Raw genomic sequence first — 16,428 nt, forward strand, 5'->3', positions numbered from 1 at the left:
GTCAGTCCCTCCAGACGGGAGGCGGGCCCGCGAGTGGCTCCTGCCCGCCTTCCCTCTTCTTGTTCGGGTCGACCAGCTGCGACTTGGGGTCGTACGGCTTGACCTCCGGCGCGTCGATGGAGCCGTCGGGCTGGATCTTCGGCAGCGTCTGCTGCGGCTTGGGCAGCAGGGCGCGCTTGAGGTCCTGGTTTCCCTCGTCGTCGAGGCCGTAGAGGGCGTCGTAGATGTTGCGCACGGCGGGGCCGGAGGCACCGGAGCCGGTACCACCCTGGGAGATCGTCATGACGATGGTGTAGTCGTCGGTGTACGTCGCGAACCACGAGGTGGTCTGCTTGCCGTAGACCTGCGCGGTGCCGGTCTTGGCCCGCATCGGGATCTTGTCCTGCGGCCAGCCGCCGAACCGCCAGGCGGCGGTGCCGCCGGGCTCGACGACGGAGCGCAGGCCCTTGTCGAGGTCGCTGATGGTCTGGGCGTCGACCGGCAGCCGGCCGTGGGCCTTGGGCTTGATCTCGTCGATCCTCTTGCCGTCGGGGCTGATCACGGCCTTGCCGATGGTGGGGTTGTAGAGGGTGCCGCCGTTGCTGATGGCGGCGTAGGCGGTGGCCAGCTGGATGGGGGTGATGAGGACGTCACCCTGGCCGATGGCGAAGTTGATGCTGTCGAACGCCTTCAGCTGGTTGCCTTCGAGGCAGCTCTCGTAGGCGATCTGCTCGACGTACGTGCCGCCCTTCTTGCCCTGCTTGCACCAGGCGTCCTTGTTCGCCTCCCAGAAGGACTTCTTCCAGTGGCGGTCGGGGATGCGGCCCTTGACCTCGTTCGGCACGTCGATGCCGGTCTCGGAGCCGAACCCGAAGTCATGGGCGGTCCGGTAGAACCAGTCGTGGGCGTCCTTGTTCGGCTTGAGGCCGCCGTCGCGCTGCCACTCCTGGTGGCCGAGGCGGTAGAAGACGGTGTTGCAGGAGAACTTGAGGGCGTCGCCGAGGCTGATGGGGCCGTGCCCCTTGGACTCGAAGTTCGCGAAGCTCCGGTTGCCCATGCTGTAGGAGCTGCTGCAGTTGTAGCGGCCGTTGAAGGGATAGCCGGCCCGCACGGCCGCGCTCGCCGACACCACCTTGAAGACGGAGCCGGCGGGTGCCTGCCCCTGGATGGCCCGGTTGAGCAGCGGGTAGTTGGAGTTCTTGCTGGTGAGCGCGGCGTAGTCCTTGCCGGAGATGCCGCCGACCCAGGCGTTGGGGTCGTAGTCCGGCTGGGAGGCCATCGCGACGACGCGGCCGGTCCTGGACTCCAGGACGACGACGGCGCCCGCGTCGGCCTCGTACCTACGCCCGGTGATCTTGTCGGTCTCCCCCCGGACCGTCTTCATCGCCGCGTGGAGCTCGTACTCGGCGACCGACTGGACCCGGGCGTCGATGCTGGTGACGACGTGGGAGCCGGGCACGCCCGGGTCGGACTGCGTCTGGCCCATGACCCGGCCGAGCTTGTCGACCTCGTACGACGTGACGCCCGCCTTGCCGCGCAACTGCCTGTCGTACGTGCGCTCCAGGCCCGAACGGCCGACCTGGTCGGAGCGCAGATGCGGCGAGTCGGTGTCCTTGGCCTTCTCGATCTCCTCGTCGGTGACCGGCGAGAGGTAGCCGAGCACCTGCGCGGTGCGGGCCTTGGCGGGCGCGGGATAGCGGCGTACGGCGGTGGGTTCGGCGGTGATGCCGGGGAAGTCCTCGGCGCGCTCGCGGATCTGGAGCGCCTGCTGCGGGGTCGCCTCGTCGGTGACCGGGATCGGCTGGTAGGGCGAGCCGTTCCAGCAGGGTTGCGGCGTCTCGGAGTCGCAGAGCCGGACCTTGTCCATGACGTCCTTGGGCTTCATGCCCAGGACGCCGGCGAGGCGGGTGAGGACGCCCTTGCCGTCGTCCTTCATCTTCATCAGGGCGGTGCGGGACGCGGAGACGACGAGGCGGGTCTCGTTGTCGGCGAGCGGGACGCCGCGGGCGTCGAGGATGGAGCCGCGGACGGCGGGCTGGACGACCCGCTGGACGTGGTTGCTCCTCGCCTCTTCGGTGTACTCCTTGCCGTTGCGGACCTGGAGGTACCAGAGACGTCCACCGAGGGTGAGGAAGAGGGAGAAGACGAGGACCTGGATGATGACGAGCCGGATCTGGACCCTGGGAGTCCGCCCGGTCTCCGGGATGTTGCTCATACTGCCGGTGCCCCCTCGGTCACAGTCGCTTGACTCCCTTGATACGTCCGGCGCGTGAGGCTCTGGTGCGGGCCGCCCTGACGAGCAGTCCGCCGCGCTGGGTTCCGATCCGCAGGCCGGTGCCGGAGGAGAGCCAGCCGGAGGCGACGTCGGTGCCTCCGCTGGTCTCGGCGAGCGGGTCGTTCTCCACGCGCCGGGCCAGGGCCATGATCAGCGGGACGGTGAAGGGCGCGAGGAGCAGGTCGTAGACGACCGCGGTGAAGAGCAGGGAACCGAGGCCGACATGGCGGGCGGCGGTGTCTCCGACGAGGGCGCCGACCCCGGCATACAACAGGGTGGTGGCGATAGCGGCGGCGACGACGGCGGCCATCGGGCCGCTGGCGGACTTGAGCCGGCCGTTGTCGGGGCGGGCGAGTCCGGCGAGGTAGCCGATCAGGCAGAGCACCAGGGCGTAGCGGCCGACGGCATGGTCGGCGGGCGGGGCGAGGTCGGCGAGCAGGCCGGCCCCGAAGCCGATGAGGCAGCCGCTGACGGGTCCGTACACGAGGGCGAGACCGAGGACGGTCAGCAGGACGAGGTCCGGTACGGCGCCGGGGAGCTGGAGGCGGGCGAGGACGGAGACCTGGACGACGAGGGCGAACACGACGAGTGCCGTGGAGAGCAGGATCCGGTTGAACTTCATGGTCTCAGTCCCCCTGCAGCTGGTTCTGTCCGTCGTCCTGCGGCTCCGGCTGCACCGGCGGCCGGCTCGCCTGCTGGCCGTCCTGCGGCTGCTGTCCCGGCTGCTGGCCGTCCTGCGGCTGCTGCCCCGGCTGCTGACCCTCCGCCTGCTCGCCCTGCGGTGCGGGCGGGGTGACCGTGACGGTGACGGTCGGCGCGGGCTTGGGCTTGGGCGGCAGGACCATGTCGCGCGGGTCGGTGCGCGGCGCCTGGACGACGATGCCCACGATGTCGAGCTTGGTGAAGCCGACGTACGGGCGGACGTAGACGTTACGGGTGAGACCGCCGCCCGCCGGGTCGACGCGGACGACCTCGCCGACCGGGACGCCGGGCACGAAGGGCCGGTCGGCCTGCGAGCCGAACGTGACGAGCCGGTCCCCCGGCTTGACCTTGGCCTTGCCGTTGAGGAGCTGCACGAGCAGCGGGCGGTCGCCCTGGCCGGTGGCGAAGCCGAGTTCGTCCGTCTTCTCCATGCGCGTACCGACGGTGAAGTCGGGGTCGTTGGCGAGCAGCACGGTCGCGGTGGAGGGGCCGACCGTGGTGACGCGGCCGACGAGACCGGAGCCGTTGAGCACGGTCATGTCGCGCCGGATGCCGTCGTCGGCGCCGGCGTCGATGGTGACGGTCCAGGAGAAGCCCTGGGCCGACCCTATGGCGATGACCTCGGCGGCCTTGATGCCGTACTGCCCGGCACCGGCCGTCTTCAGCATGGTGTCGAGTTCGCGGAGGCGGCTGCGGTTGCGGTCGTCGCTGCCGAGCTTGGCCTTGAGGGCGGCGTTCTCGTGTTCCAGGGCGGCGATCCGGGTGTGCCGCTCGCCGGAGTCGCGTACCGCTCCTATGGCGTTGCCGATCGGGTCGACGGCCGTCGCGACGCCGTTCTCGACCGGTCCGAAGACCGCGGCCGCGGCCTGCCGGGCGCCGTCGACCGGTGACTCCTCGCCACCGCGGATGTCCACCGTGATCAGTGCGAACGCGATGGCGATCAGCAGCACCAGGAGCAGCCGGCTCTCTCGTGTGTCCCTCACGTGCGGCGGCCGTGCCTTTCCTCTTGGTTCGATTGTTCCGAGCGGTGTGAGCCGTGATGTCAACGATCCGCTGTACGGGCGTTCTCGCCACCCGTACAGCGGATGTTCATTGATCCGTTACCGGCGGGGCTGTGCGTCCAGGACCTGCTGGAGCGCCTCGAACTCCTCCACGCACTTGCCCGAGCCGAGGGCCACCGAGTCCAGCGGGTCCTCGGCGATGTGGATCGGCATCCCGGTCTCGCGGCGGAGCCGCTCGTCCAGGCCGCGCAGCAAAGCACCGCCACCCGTGAGAACGATGCCGCGGTCCATCACGTCACCGGAGAGTTCCGGCGGGCACTTGTCGAGCGTGGTCTTCACGGCGTCGACGATGGCGTTGACGGGCTCCTCGATCGCCTTGCGGACCTCCGCGGCGGAGATGACCACGGTCTTGGGCAGACCGGAGACGAGGTCGCGGCCGCGGATCTCGGTGTGCTCGTCCTTGTCGAGGTCGTACGCCGAACCGATGGTGATCTTGATCTGCTCGGCGGTGCGCTCACCGAGGAGGAGCGAGTACTCCTTCTTGATGTGCTGGATGATCGCGTTGTCGAGCTCGTCGCCGGCCACCCGGATGGACTGTGCCGTGACGATTCCTCCGAGCGAGATCACCGCGACCTCGGTCGTGCCGCCGCCGATGTCGACGACCATGTTGCCGGTCGCCTCGTGCACGGGGAGGCCCGCGCCGATGGCGGCGGCCATCGGCTCCTCGATGATGTGCACCTGTCGGGCGCCGGCCTGGGTCGATGCCTCGATGACGGCGCGGCGCTCGACTCCGGTGATGCCGGAGGGAACGCACACGACGACCCGGGGGCGGGCCAGATAGCGGCGCTTGTGGATTTTCAGGATGAAGTAGCGGAGCATCCGCTCGGTGATCTCGAAGTCGGCGATCACGCCGTCCTTCAGCGGCCGGACGGCGACGATGTTGCCGGGCGTCCGGCCGATCATCTTCTTCGCCTCGGCACCGACCGCGAGGATCCCGCCGGTGTTGGTGTTGATCGCGACGACGGACGGCTCGTTCAGAACGATCCCTCGACCCCTGACGTACACCAGCGTGTTGGCGGTCCCGAGGTCGACAGCCATGTCACGGCCGATGAACGACATAGAGTTCCCCTTGTTTCCCATGAGGATGCGTCGGGCCTTCCCAATTGGAGCTTGACGGCTTCTCAGGTCGGCGAGGTGGTGGGTGCGGGTGGTGCGGCGTGGAGTTTTCCATCGTAGTGCCGCCCGCACGGATACCGCGCGGTGGTCCACCTCTGTATAGGTGACGGTAGGACGCAGCGATGCGTTCCCGGTTGCGTCGTTCATATGCCCGGGGGCGACCGAAATTCCTTCGGTCGCCCCAGGTCGTTGCGGTGGATGGCTGACACCCGGTCAGCCTCGGGTCACGCCTGCCCGGGGAAGAAAATCTTCATTTCCCGAATGGCGGACTCCTCGGAGTCCGAGGCGTGGATCAGGTTCTCCCGGACGATGGTCCCGAAGTCCCCTCGGATGGAGCCGGGGGCCGCGGCGATCGGGTCGGTCGGGCCGGCCAGGGTCCGCAGACCCTCGATGACCCGCTCGCCCTCGACGACCATGGCGACGACGGGGCCGGACTGCATGAAGCCCATCAGCGGCTCGTAGAAGGGCTTGCCCTTGTGCTCGCCGTAGTGCTGCTCCAGCGTGTCCTCGCTCAGCTCGCGCAGCTCGAGGGCGGTGATGGTCCAGCCGGCCTTCCGCTCGATACGGCCGATGATCTCGCCGATCAGCCCACGGCGGACGGCGTCGGGCTTGAGCAGGACGAGCGTGCGCTGGCTCACGGTGGAGACTCCTTACGAATGCGGTGTGCGGACCTCAGAGGCTACAGGGCCCCCACGGCCGCCGATTACTCAGCGTCAGGCCGTACGGATACCCGGGCGTCGAGCCCGGTTCGCCACGGTCCCGGGGCGGTCAGCCGGGCTGACCGGCCTCCGCTTCCGCCGCCTCCGCCTGTGCGGCCCAGCGCGCCTTCGCCTCGTCGATCTTCCGGCCGTAGTGGAGGGAGGCCCACCACAACACCGCGAAGGTCGCCCCGAGGAAGAACATCACCGGCACCACGAAGCCGCTCGCGATCAGGGCGATCTGCAGCGCCCAGCCGAGCTGGAGGCCGCCCGGGCGGGTGATCAACCCGCACAGCAGCACCGACAGCAGCATGGCGACGCCGCAGACCGTCCAGACCGTGGTCAGGGACAGGCTGTCGTCCTTCATCGCGACGAGCCCGGCGAACCCGATCACGAAGAACTCGCCGATCAGGGTCGAGGCACAGAGCGTACGCATCGGATTCAGCGCCTTCCGAGCAGCAGCCGGGCATCCCCGACCGTGAAGATCGAACCGGTCACCAGCACACCCGCGCCGGCGTACTCGCCCTCTTCCTCCGCGAGAGTGATCGCCGCCTCGATGGCGTCGTCCAGGCGCGGCTCGACGACCACCCGGTCGTCGCCGAAGACCTCGACGGCGATCGCGGCCAGCGCGTCCACGTCCGTGGCGCGCGGGCTGGAGTTCGCGGTGACGACGACCTCGGCGAAGATCGGCTCGAAGGCTTCCAGGAGCCCCTTGGCGTCCTTGTCCGAGCTGGTGGAGACCACACCGATGAGCCGCGAGAAGCCGAAGGACTCGCTGACGCCGTCCGCCGTGGCCCGCGCGCCCGCCGGGTTGTGGGCGGCGTCCAGGATGACGGTCGGGGAGCTGCGCACGACCTCGAGACGGCCCGGCGAGGACGCCGAGGCGAAGGCCCGGCGGACCGTGTCGATGTCCAGTGTGCGGGCGTGGTCGGCGCCGATGCCGAAGAACGCCTCGACCGCCGCCAGCGCGACGGCCGCGTTGTGCGCCTGGTGCGCGCCGTGGAGCGGCAGGAAGACGTTGTCGTAGGCGCCGCCGAGCCCGCGCAGGGTCAGCAGCTGGCCGCCGACCGCGACCTCCCGCTCCACGACCCCGAACTCCATGCCCTCGCGGGCCACCGTGGCGTCCACCTCGACGGCCTTCTTGAGCATGACCTGCGCCGCGTCCACCGGCTGCTGCGCCAGGACGACCGTCGCACCCTGCTTGATGATCCCGGACTTCTCGCCCGCGATCGCGCCCGGCGTCTCGCCGAGGCGGTCGGTGTGGTCGAGGTCGATCGGAGTGACGACGGCGACCGAGGCGTCGATGACGTTGGTGGCGTCCCAGGTGCCGCCCATGCCGACCTCGACGACGGCCACGTCCACGGGGGCGTCGGCGAAGGCCGCGTACGCCATCCCCGTCATGACCTCGAAGAAGGAGAGCCGGAACTCCTCGCGGGCGTCCACCAGCTCCACGTACGGCTTGATGTCCTGGTACGTCTCGATGAACCGCTCCGCGGAGATCGGGGCGCCGTCCAGGCTGATCCGCTCGGTGATCGTCTGCACGTGCGGAGAGGTGTACCGCCCGGTGCGCAGGTCGAAGGCCGTGAGCAGCGACTCGATCATCCGGGCCGTGGACGTCTTGCCGTTCGTGCCCGTGATGTGGATCGAGGGGTACGCGCGCTGCGGCTCGCCGAGCACGTCCATCAGGGCGGCGATCCGCCTGACCGACGGCTCCAGCTTGGTCTCGCCCCAGCGGGTGGCGAGCTCGGTCTCGACCTCGCGCAGCGCCTTGTCCACCTCCGGATCGGAGGGACGGGCGGGCACGGGGTCGCCCTGGGGCGGGCCGGCCTGCGCGCGCAGCGTGCGGCTGCCGGCCTCGATCACCGCCAGGTCGGGGTCACGGTCGGTCTCGGCGTCGACGATGTCGTCGAACTGGTCGAACTCGTCGCGGGGCTCACTCACGGACCCAGTCTACGGAGGGGGACCGACAGGACCCGGGACCACCCCTTTCGGGACTTTCGGCCCACCGTCCGGCGAGGCGGCCGGGCACGGTCGCACAGGAGTGGCCCGCGGCGGCTACGCCCGCTCGAAGCCCGTCGGCAGGAGCGCCGTCACGCGGTAGGTGTCGCCGTCCGGGCCGGCCGACAGGGTGCCGCCCATGCTGTGGACGCGCTCCTTCATGGAGAACAGACCGGTGCCCGTCGAGACGGGAGCGCGGTCCGGCGGGGTCTTCGGCAGCGGATTGCGGACGTCGACGAGCAGGTCGCGCCCGGCCACCGAGATCGACACGGTCACCGGCAGCCCCGGCGCGTGCTTGGCGGCGTTCGTCAGGCACTCCTGGACCACCCGGTGGACGGCCGTCTGCCGCAGCGGGGAGAGCGCCTTGGCCTCCTCCGCCACTATCAGCTCGACCGGGCCGCCCAGCCGCTCGCTCTCCTCCGCCAGCGCGCCCAGTCCCTCCAGACCCGGCGTGGCCGCGCCCCCGTCGGCCCGTCGCACGATCGTCTCGTTGAGCATGTGGTGGGCCCGCCGCGCGGTGTCCGCGAGCTCCTCGAAGTCCTTCCGGTGGGCCTCTCCCCTGGCGCGTACGGCGAGCACCTCGGCCCGCACCGCGAGCACCGTCAGTTCGCGGCCCACCAGGTCGTGGACGTCCCTGCCGACGGAGATCCGCTCCTCCTGGACGGCCTGTCGAGCGGCCGCCTCGGCGCGCTGGCACTCCAGGGCGCGCACCAGGTCCTGCCGGTACGCGGCGATGCCGACGCCCGAGGCGAGGACCCCGATCGGGACCACGAGGCTCAGGAACTCGCTCAGCGTGTCGCCGTGGCGGGCGGGCCAGCCGGGCGTGTGGAACAGCGCGTACGCCACGGCCACATAGAGCACGGTCGCGGCGACGGCCGTCCGCCGCCCGCGGAAGCGGCCCAGCGAGTACAGCGCGAACTGGATCATCGTCAGCTCGTGCAGCCAGCCCATCAGGGCGAGGGCGACCAGGTACGGCACCCAGGGCAGCCGGCGCCGCAGCACCAGCGTCGACGCACCGGCCGCGAGGACCAGGGAGGCGGTGATCCCGGTCAGCGGGTTGTCGGCGCGGGCCAGGCCGGGCACGTCGAGGGACATCAGCGCGAAGGCGCTGAGGGCCGTGATGACGTCCAGGGCCCGTGGCGTACCGGCCCACCGGTCCACGCGGCGACGCAGCGCGGCGACGGCGGGGGGACGGTGCATGCCCTCCATCATCCAGGGTCGTTGGACCCGGGCGAACGGACTTACGTCACAACTGGTGTGAGGTCCTGCACTCCGGACAAACGGCAAGAGGCCCGGAACCGACCGGTTCCGGGCCCCTCACCAGCGCTCACGCCTGCGGCAGCCGCTCCAGCTGCGCCTGGATGCGGGCGATGTCCTCGTCCGCCTTGGCGAGCCGCGTCCGGATCTTCTCGACCACGTTGTCCGGCGCCTTCGCCAGGAACGCCTCGTTGCCGAGCTTCCCGTTGGCCTGCGCCTTCTCCTTCTCGGCGGCGGCGAGGTCCTTGGCGAGCCGCTTGCGCTCCGCCGCCACGTCGATCGTGCCGGACAGGTCGAGCGCGACCGTGGCGCCGGCGACCGGCAGGGAGGCGGTGGCGGAGAAGCCCTCGCCCTCCGGCTGGAGGCGCAGCAGCTGGCGGATGGCCGCCTCGTGCGGCGCGAGCGCGGTCCCGTCGAGCTCCAGGCGGGCCGGGACCTTCTGGCCGGGCTGCAGGCCCTGGTCGGAACGGAACCGGCGGACCTCGGTGACGACCTGCTGGACGAGCTCGATCTCCTTCTCCGCGGCCTCGTCGCGGAAGCCGGAGTCGCTCGGCCAGTCGGCGATGACGACGGACTCCTTGCCGGTGAGCGTGGTCCACAGCGTCTCGGTGACGAAGGGGACGACCGGGTGCAGCAGCCGGAGGGTCACGTCGAGGACCTCGCCGAGGACGCGGCCGGAGACCTTGGCCTGCTCGCCTCCGTCGAAGAACGTCGTCTTCGACAGCTCGACGTACCAGTCGAAGACCTCGTCCCACGCGAAGTGATACAGCGCGTCCGAGAGCTTGGAGAACTGGTAGTCGTCGTAGTACGCGTCGACCTCGGCGACCGTCTTGTTGAGACGCGACAGGATCCACCGGTCCGTGGCGGACATCTGCGACGGGTCCGGCAGCGGGCCCTCGACCGTCGCGCCGTTCATCAGCGCGAAGCGGGTCGCGTTCCAGATCTTGTTGGCGAAGTTCCGGGACGCCTGGACCCAGTCCTCGCCGATCGGCACGTCGACGCCCGGGTTGGCGCCACGCGCGAGGGTGAAGCGGACTGCGTCGGAGCCGTAGGTGTCCATCCAGTCCAGCGGGTTGACCGCGTTACCGAAGGACTTCGACATCTTCTTGCCGAACTGGTCGCGGACCATGCCGTGCAGGGCGATGGTGTGGAACGGCGGGGTGCCGTCCATCGCGTACAGGCCGAACATCATCATCCGGGCGACCCAGAAGAAGAGGATGTCGTAGCCGGTGACCAGGACGGAGTTCGGATAGAACTTCGCGAGACTGTCCGTCCGCTCGGGCCAGCCGAGCGTGGAGAACGGCCACAGGCCGGACGAGAACCAGGTGTCCAGGACGTCCGTGTCCTGGTGCCAGCCCTCGCCGGCCGGCGGCTGCTCGTCGGGGCCGACGCAGACGACCTCGCCGTTCGGGCCGTACCAGACCGGGATGCGGTGGCCCCACCACAGCTGGCGCGAGATGCACCAGTCGTGCAGGTTGTCGACCCAGTCGAAGTACCGCTTCTTCATCTCCTGCGGGTGGATCTTGACCCGGCCGTCACGGACGGCGTCCCCGGCGGCCTTGGCGAGCGGACCCACCTTGACCCACCACTGCATCGACAGACGCGGCTCGATGGTGGTCTTGCAGCGCGAGCAGTGGCCGACCGAGTGGACGTACGGCCGCTTCTCGGCGACGATCCGGCCCTCGGCGCGCAGCGCGGCGACGATGGCGGAGCGGGCTTCGAGGCGGTCCAGACCCTGGAAGGGGCCGTGGGCGGTGATGACCGCGCGCTCGTCCATGACCGCGAGGTTCGGCAGGTTGTGACGCTGGCCGATCTCGAAGTCGTTCGGGTCGTGCGCCGGGGTGACCTTGACGGCACCGGTGCCGAACTCGGGGTCGACGTGCTCGTCGGCGACGACCGGGATCCGGCGGCCGGTCAGCGGCAGCTCGATCTCGGTGCCGACCAGGTGCTTGTACCGCTCGTCGTCCGGGTGGACGGCGACGGCCGTGTCACCGAGCATCGTCTCGGCGCGGGTCGTCGCGACGACGATCTCCGTGTCCCCGGAGCCGTACCGGATGGAGACGAGCTCGCCGTCGTCGTCCTGGTACTCCACCTCGATGTCCGAGATGGCCGTCAGACAGCGCGGGCACCAGTTGATGATGCGCTCGGCGCGGTAGATCAGCTCATCGTCGTAGAGCTTCTTGAAGAGGGTCTTGACGGCCTGGGACAGGCCTTCGTCCATGGTGAAGCGCTCACGGGACCAGTCGACGCCGTCGCCGAGGCGCTTCATCTGGCCGGAGATCTGACCGCCGGACTCCGCCTTCCACTTCCAGACACGCTCGACGAACGCCTCACGGCCCAGGTCGTGGCGGGACTTGCCCTCCTTGGCGAGCTCACGCTCGACGACGTTCTGGGTGGCGATACCGGCGTGGTCCATGCCCGGCTGCCACAGCGTCTCGTAACCCTGCATGCGCTTGCGGCGGGTGAGGGCGTCGATCAGCGTGTGCTCGAAGGCGTGGCCCAGGTGGAGCGAACCGGTGACGTTCGGCGGCGGGATGACGATGGTGTACGGCGGCTTGTCGCTGTTCTCGTCGGCCTCGAAGTAACCGCGCTCTACCCAGCGCTCGTACAGCTTCCCCTCTACTTCGGCCGGCGCGTACTGGGTCGGCAGTTCGGGGTTGGCTGCTGGCTGCTGCTGAGTGTTCTCGGTCACGGGGTCAGTTTAGGGGTGTCACCCGGTGGTCCTGAAACGCGATTGTTCCGTAACGGTGTGGGCCCCGATTCCCCGGCGGGGTGGCCGTTCCGACAGGATGTTCGCTACGCATAAACATCTTGTGAGGGGAACCTGTCCATGAGCTACAACCAGCCGGGCCCGTACGGCGGTCAGCCCCAGCAGCCCGGGCCGTACGGTCAGCCGGGCCCCTACGGTCAGCAGCCGGGCCCTTACGGCCAGCCGCCGCAGGCGCCCCAGCCCGGCTACGGCTACCCGCAGCAGGCGCCCCAGGGCGTGCCGCCGCAGCAGCCGCCGTACGGCTACCCCCAGCAGCCGCCTCAGCAGCCCGGCCCGTACGGACAGCCTCCCCAGCAGCCCCCCTACGGTCAGCAGCCTCCGTACGGCCAGGCCCCGGGCGGCTTCCCGCCGCCCCCGCCGGCCGCCCCGAAGAAGAAGACGGGCCTCGTCGTCGTCGGCGTGGTCGTGGCGCTCGCACTGATCGGCGGCGGCGCGTGGTACTTCACGGCAGGGGGCGGTGGCTCCTCGATCGCTGACGACGGCCCGCACAAGTTGATCACCCCGGAGACGGTGCTCGGCGAGTACAAGAAGAACCCCGGCAGCGACGGTTCGGGCAACAAGGACTCCCTCAAGGAGGCCCAGCAGAACGGTGTCAAGAACGCCACGAACGTCAGCGCCGGATATCAGGTGAAGGATCCGACCAACCCACTCGGCACCAAGATGATCTCCTTCAGCGGCCTCTACGGCGAGATCGACGACCCCGAGAAGGTGGTCGACAGCGTCTTCGCCAACATCGAGACGGAGGCCGAGAAGGACAAGGGCAAGGCCGACGAGCCGGAACTGGTCGGCAGCCCGCAGGAGTACAAGCCGGCGGAACTCGACGGCGCGGTCCTCAAGTGCCAGCAGGCCAAGACCAAGGGCGACGCCGCCACCTCCACCCCTGCGTTCACCATGACGTTCTGCGTGTGGGCCGACCACAGCACGGTCGGCTTCGTGACGCCGATGGACATGGCCTCCGTGGCTACGGGCAAGGCAGGCTCCGCCGACGAGGCCGCCGCCATCACCGCCAAGCTCCGCAAGGAAGTCCGCGTCAAGCTCTGATCCGCCCTACGGCGGCATAGGTGACTCACACCCGTGCCGCCGTGGGCCTATCTCACGCCGGCCGCGAAGCCTGGTGGCACGCGGTATTCGCGTGGTCACCCCTCACCCCGGCCCAGATCAGCGTAGGCGGACACAAATGCGCATATATGCCTGCGCCCTGGGAACATCCGGACGAGACCTTCGGCCCCACGATGTAGCCCATGTTGCGCAAGTAGATCGTGCAGTCCATGTACGTAGCCTGCGCAGGTGAAGCAGCAGCCATAGGGATGGCCAAGCCGGCCATCACCGTTGCTGCCACGATCCCCACTGAGCGCTTGATCCTGGACAATTGAGTCCCTCCCGGTCAATCACAGTTGCCGAGACCAAGGCAATCACGAGTGAAGCGACTCCATTCCGCAATTTTCGATCACTTGACCGAATGTCGTTCGGAACTGGCTGGTCGGCGCAACAGGGGCGCCCGGCGCGGTTGTCGTCAACCGGCCGGGCGCCCCTGGGTGTTCTCGTACCTACGCCGACTTCTCGTGGCGGCCGTCGTTCTTCACGATCCGCGGCACCAGCGTCGGGTTCACGTTGTTGTGCACGACGTCCGCCGTGATGACCACGCGGGCCACGTCCTTGCGGGACGGGACCTCGTACATCACCGACATCAGGACCTCTTCCATGATGGCCCGCAGGCCACGCGCGCCCGTGCCGCGCAGGATCGCCTGGTCGGCGATGGCCTCCAGGGCCGGGCGGTCGAAGTCCAGCTCGACGCCGTCGAGTTCGAAGAGGCGCTGGTACTGCTTCACCAGCGCGTTGCGCGGCTCGACGAGGATCTTCAGCAGGGCCTCGCGGTCCAGGTTGTGCACCGAGGTGATGACCGGGAGACGGCCGATGAACTCGGGGATCATCCCGAACTTCACCAGGTCCTCGGGCATGACCTCCTGGAACTGGTCGCTCGCCTCGATCTCGCGCTTGGAGCGGATGGTCGCCCCGAAGCCGATGCCCTTGGCGCCCGCCCGCGACTCGATGATCTTCTCGAGGCCGGCGAAGGCGCCGCCCACGATGAAGAGCACGTTCGTCGTGTCGATCTGGATGAACTCCTGGTGCGGGTGCTTCCGGCCGCCCTGCGGCGGCACGGAGGCGGTGGTGCCCTCCAGGATCTTCAGCAGGGCCTGCTGCACGCCCTCGCCGGAGACGTCGCGCGTGATCGACGGGTTTTCGCTCTTACGGGCGACCTTGTCGATCTCGTCGATGTAGATGATCCCCGTCTCGGCCTTCTTGACGTCGTAGTCGGCCGCCTGGATCAGCTTGAGCAGGATGTTCTCGACGTCCTCGCCGACATAGCCGGCCTCCGTCAGCGCCGTCGCGTCGGCGATGGCGAACGGGACGTTGAGCATCCGGGCCAGGGTCTGCGCGAGCAGCGTCTTGCCGGAGCCCGTGGGCCCGAGCAGCAGGATGTTGGACTTCGCCAGCTCGATGGCGTCGTCCCGGCCCTGCCCGCCGCCGTTCTCGCCGGCCTGGACGCGCTTGTAGTGGTTGTACACCGCGACCGAGAGGGCCTTCTTCGCGGGCTCCTGCCCGACGACGTACCCCTCGAGGAACTCGTAGATCTCGCGGGGCTTGGGGAGTTCCTCCCACCGCACCTCGCTCGTCTCCGCGAGTTCTTCCTCGATGATCTCGTTGCAGAGGTCGATGCACTCATCGCAGATGTACACACCGGGTCCTGCGATGAGCTTCTTCACCTGCTTCTGGCTCTTTCCGCAGAACGAGCACTTGAGCAGGTCGCCGCCATCACCGATGCGTGCCACGAGGTGCTTCCCCTTCGCCTGGGAGCGCTTGGTTCAGCGACTCCTGGTGCCTCATATTCGACGGTACCTTGCCGGGCCCCCCGTTCGGGCCCCCCTTGGCACGGTTCACATGGACGGGAATGCGCCATGATCCCCGCCGTGCTCCCCGTGCCGAGGGAAGGTCGAGCGTCAGGCTGCCGCGGCGGCCGTGCTCTTGCGGGTCGAGACGATCTGGTCGACCAGGCCGTACGCCAGGGCGTCCTCGGCGGTCAGGATCTTGTCCCGCTCGATGTCGTCGCGGATCTTCTCGATCGGCGTCGAGGAGTGCTTGGCCAGCATCTCCTCCAGCTGCGTGCGCATGCGCAGGATCTCGTTGGCCGCGATCTCCAGGTCGGAGAGCTGCTCACGGCCGGTGCCGCCGGACGGCTGGTGGATCAGCACGCGGGCGTTCGGCAGGGCCATCCGCTTGCCGGGCGTACCGGCGGCGAGCAGCACGGCCGCGGCGGAGGCCGCCTGGCCCATGCAGACCGTCTGGATGTCCGGCTTCACGAACTGCATCGTGTCGTAGATGGCCGTCAGCGCGGTGAAGGAGCCACCGGGGCTGTTGATGTAGATCGAGATGTCCCGGTCGGGGTCCATCGACTCCAGGCACAGCAGCTGCGCCATGACGTCGTTGGCGGAGGCGTCGTCGATCTGCACGCCGAGGAAGATCACGCGCTCTTCGAAGAGCTTGGCGTACGGGTCGTACTCGCGCACGCCCTGCGAGGTGCGCTCGACGAAGCGCGGGACGACGTACCGGTTGTCCACCTGGGGGCCGGTGTAGAGGCCGCTCGCGGAGAAGTTCGGGGGCATCGCGTTCATGGGGTTGTTCACCATCCTGGTGGCGTTCAGCGGGCTGGGATCGGTGGGCTGGGGGCGGCGGGCGCTCAGGCGCCCGTGCCGCCGCCGCCCGGAACGCCCGAAGCGGCAGAGATGATCTCGTCGATGAGGCCGTAGTCCTTGGCCTCCTCCGCGGTGAACCAGCGGTCGCGGTCGCCGTCGCGGATGATCGCCTCGACGGTCTGGCCGGAGTGCAGCGCGGTGATCTCGGCCATGCGCCTCTTCGTACGAAGGAGGTACTCGGCCTGGATCTTGATGTCCGAGGCCGTACCGCCGATGCCGGCGGAGCCCTGGTGCATCAGGATGTCGGTGTTCGGCAGCGCGAAGCGCTTGCCGGCGGAGCCGCCGGTGAGCAGGAACTGGCCCATCGAGGCCGCCATGCCCATACCGATGGTCACGACGTCGTTGGGGATGTACTGCATGGTGTCGTAGATGGCCATGCCGGCCGTCACCGAGCCACCGGGGCTGTTGATGTAGAGGAAGATGTCCTTGTCCGGGTCGGCGGCCAGGAGGAGCATCTGTGCCGTGATCTTGTTGGCGATCTCGTCGTCGACCTGCTGGCCGAGGAAGATGATGCGCTCGCCGAGCAGCCGGTTGTAGACATGGTCGCCGAGGCCACCACCGATGGACGGCTCACCCGCGGCGTAAGGCATCAGATTCGTCACGTATCCACCTGCTCGTCTCTGACGGCTCCGGCCGTCTCAGCGTCTCTCGTACCGAGGACGGGGTAGGACCCTGCCCTCGTATTCATGGACCCTAACGCGCAGGTCGGACAACACCATCCCGCTTCCCGAACTGTTCGCTGGGAGCGCAAGGTAGTTGGACGCACCGCGCATACGTTCCGCATACGGTCACGGGCCCGGACGCACCGCAGTGCGTCCGG

At 69.1% G+C, this 16,428-nt stretch carries 13 protein-coding genes; 1 reads left to right on the forward strand and 12 read right to left on the reverse strand.

From position 1 onward, the window contains the following. Position 1 precedes the first annotated feature (1 nt). From mrdA to ABZY12_RS15920, 9 genes are all read right to left on the reverse strand, one after another. Positions 2–2,194: a penicillin-binding protein 2 gene (mrdA, locus tag ABZY12_RS15880; protein WP_356890497.1), complete on the reverse strand. Its 2,193-nt coding sequence runs from the start codon at positions 2,192–2,194 to the stop codon at positions 2–4. A 19-nt stretch (positions 2,195–2,213) separates the two neighbouring features. Continuing rightward, positions 2,214–2,876, reverse strand: coding sequence for a rod shape-determining protein MreD (gene mreD / locus ABZY12_RS15885; RefSeq protein ID WP_356890499.1), 663 nt, complete (start codon positions 2,874–2,876; stop codon positions 2,214–2,216). A 4-nt stretch (positions 2,877–2,880) separates the two neighbouring features. Further along, positions 2,881–3,939: a rod shape-determining protein MreC gene (mreC, locus tag ABZY12_RS15890; protein WP_356890501.1), complete on the reverse strand. Its 1,059-nt coding sequence runs from the start codon at positions 3,937–3,939 to the stop codon at positions 2,881–2,883. A 117-nt stretch (positions 3,940–4,056) separates the two neighbouring features. Next, a complete protein-coding gene (locus tag ABZY12_RS15895; protein ID WP_093876113.1) occupies positions 4,057–5,076 on the reverse strand; it encodes a rod shape-determining protein in 1,020 nt (339 codons plus the stop codon). 281 nt (positions 5,077–5,357) lie between these two features. Further along, positions 5,358–5,771: a nucleoside-diphosphate kinase gene (ndk, locus tag ABZY12_RS15900; RefSeq protein ID WP_356890504.1), complete on the reverse strand. Its 414-nt coding sequence runs from the start codon at positions 5,769–5,771 to the stop codon at positions 5,358–5,360. A 130-nt stretch (positions 5,772–5,901) separates the two neighbouring features. Beyond that, a complete protein-coding gene (locus ABZY12_RS15905; RefSeq protein ID WP_356890506.1) occupies positions 5,902–6,267 on the reverse strand; it encodes a DUF4233 domain-containing protein in 366 nt (121 codons plus the stop codon). Positions 6,268–6,272: 5 nt separating this feature from the next. Then, entirely contained in the window at positions 6,273–7,772 is a 1,500-nt protein-coding gene (locus ABZY12_RS15910; RefSeq protein WP_356890508.1) for a folylpolyglutamate synthase/dihydrofolate synthase family protein, read from the reverse strand. 114 nt (positions 7,773–7,886) lie between these two features. Further along, positions 7,887–9,029, reverse strand: a complete 1,143-nt coding sequence (locus ABZY12_RS15915) for an ATP-binding protein (protein WP_356890510.1) — start codon at positions 9,027–9,029, stop codon at positions 7,887–7,889. A gap of 127 nt (positions 9,030–9,156) precedes the next feature. Continuing rightward, complete coding sequence (locus tag ABZY12_RS15920; protein ID WP_356890512.1) at positions 9,157–11,778, reverse strand: valine--tRNA ligase; 2,622 nt, start codon at positions 11,776–11,778, stop codon at positions 9,157–9,159. 138 nt (positions 11,779–11,916) lie between these two features. Between ABZY12_RS15920 and ABZY12_RS15925 the strand changes: the two genes are divergently transcribed. Further along, positions 11,917–12,897 (forward strand): hypothetical protein, encoded by a 981-nt coding sequence (locus tag ABZY12_RS15925; RefSeq protein WP_356890514.1) that lies wholly within the window; start codon positions 11,917–11,919, stop codon positions 12,895–12,897. Between the two features lie 506 nt (positions 12,898–13,403). On the opposite strand, the gene clpX is transcribed toward ABZY12_RS15925, so the two are convergent. The 3 genes from clpX to ABZY12_RS15940 form a co-directional block, all read right to left on the reverse strand. Further along, positions 13,404–14,687: an ATP-dependent Clp protease ATP-binding subunit ClpX gene (clpX, locus tag ABZY12_RS15930; RefSeq protein ID WP_356890516.1), complete on the reverse strand. Its 1,284-nt coding sequence runs from the start codon at positions 14,685–14,687 to the stop codon at positions 13,404–13,406. 168 nt (positions 14,688–14,855) lie between these two features. After that, a complete protein-coding gene (locus tag ABZY12_RS15935) occupies positions 14,856–15,527 on the reverse strand; it encodes an ATP-dependent Clp protease proteolytic subunit (RefSeq protein ID WP_356890518.1) in 672 nt (223 codons plus the stop codon). Positions 15,528–15,592: 65 nt separating this feature from the next. Next, positions 15,593–16,198 carry an ATP-dependent Clp protease proteolytic subunit gene (locus ABZY12_RS15940; protein ID WP_356890646.1) on the reverse strand — a complete coding sequence of 202 codons (606 nt, stop codon included), beginning with the start codon at positions 16,196–16,198 and terminating at the stop codon, positions 15,593–15,595. Positions 16,199–16,428: the final 230 nt, after the last annotated feature.

Origin of the sequence: Streptomyces sp. NPDC006551 (assembly GCF_040611675.1) — a bacterium.
Lineage (GTDB): Bacteria > Actinomycetota > Actinomycetes > Streptomycetales > Streptomycetaceae > Streptomyces.

Coding starts and splice junctions, on each gene's coding strand:
- ABZY12_RS15940 (WP_356890646.1), bottom strand. CDS start 16,198: ATGCCTTACGCCGCGGGTGAGCCGTCCATCGGTGGTGGCCTCGGCGAC.
- ABZY12_RS15925 (WP_356890514.1), top strand. CDS start 11,917: ATGAGCTACAACCAGCCGGGCCCGTACGGCGGTCAGCCCCAGCAGCCC.
- mreD (WP_356890499.1), bottom strand. CDS start 2,876: ATGAAGTTCAACCGGATCCTGCTCTCCACGGCACTCGTCGTGTTCGCC.
- ABZY12_RS15905 (WP_356890506.1), bottom strand. CDS start 6,267: ATGCGTACGCTCTGTGCCTCGACCCTGATCGGCGAGTTCTTCGTGATC.
- ABZY12_RS15935 (WP_356890518.1), bottom strand. CDS start 15,527: ATGAACGCGATGCCCCCGAACTTCTCCGCGAGCGGCCTCTACACCGGC.
- ABZY12_RS15915 (WP_356890510.1), bottom strand. CDS start 9,029: ATGCACCGTCCCCCCGCCGTCGCCGCGCTGCGTCGCCGCGTGGACCGG.
- ABZY12_RS15895 (WP_093876113.1), bottom strand. CDS start 5,076: ATGTCGTTCATCGGCCGTGACATGGCTGTCGACCTCGGGACCGCCAAC.
- mrdA (WP_356890497.1), bottom strand. CDS start 2,194: ATGAGCAACATCCCGGAGACCGGGCGGACTCCCAGGGTCCAGATCCGG.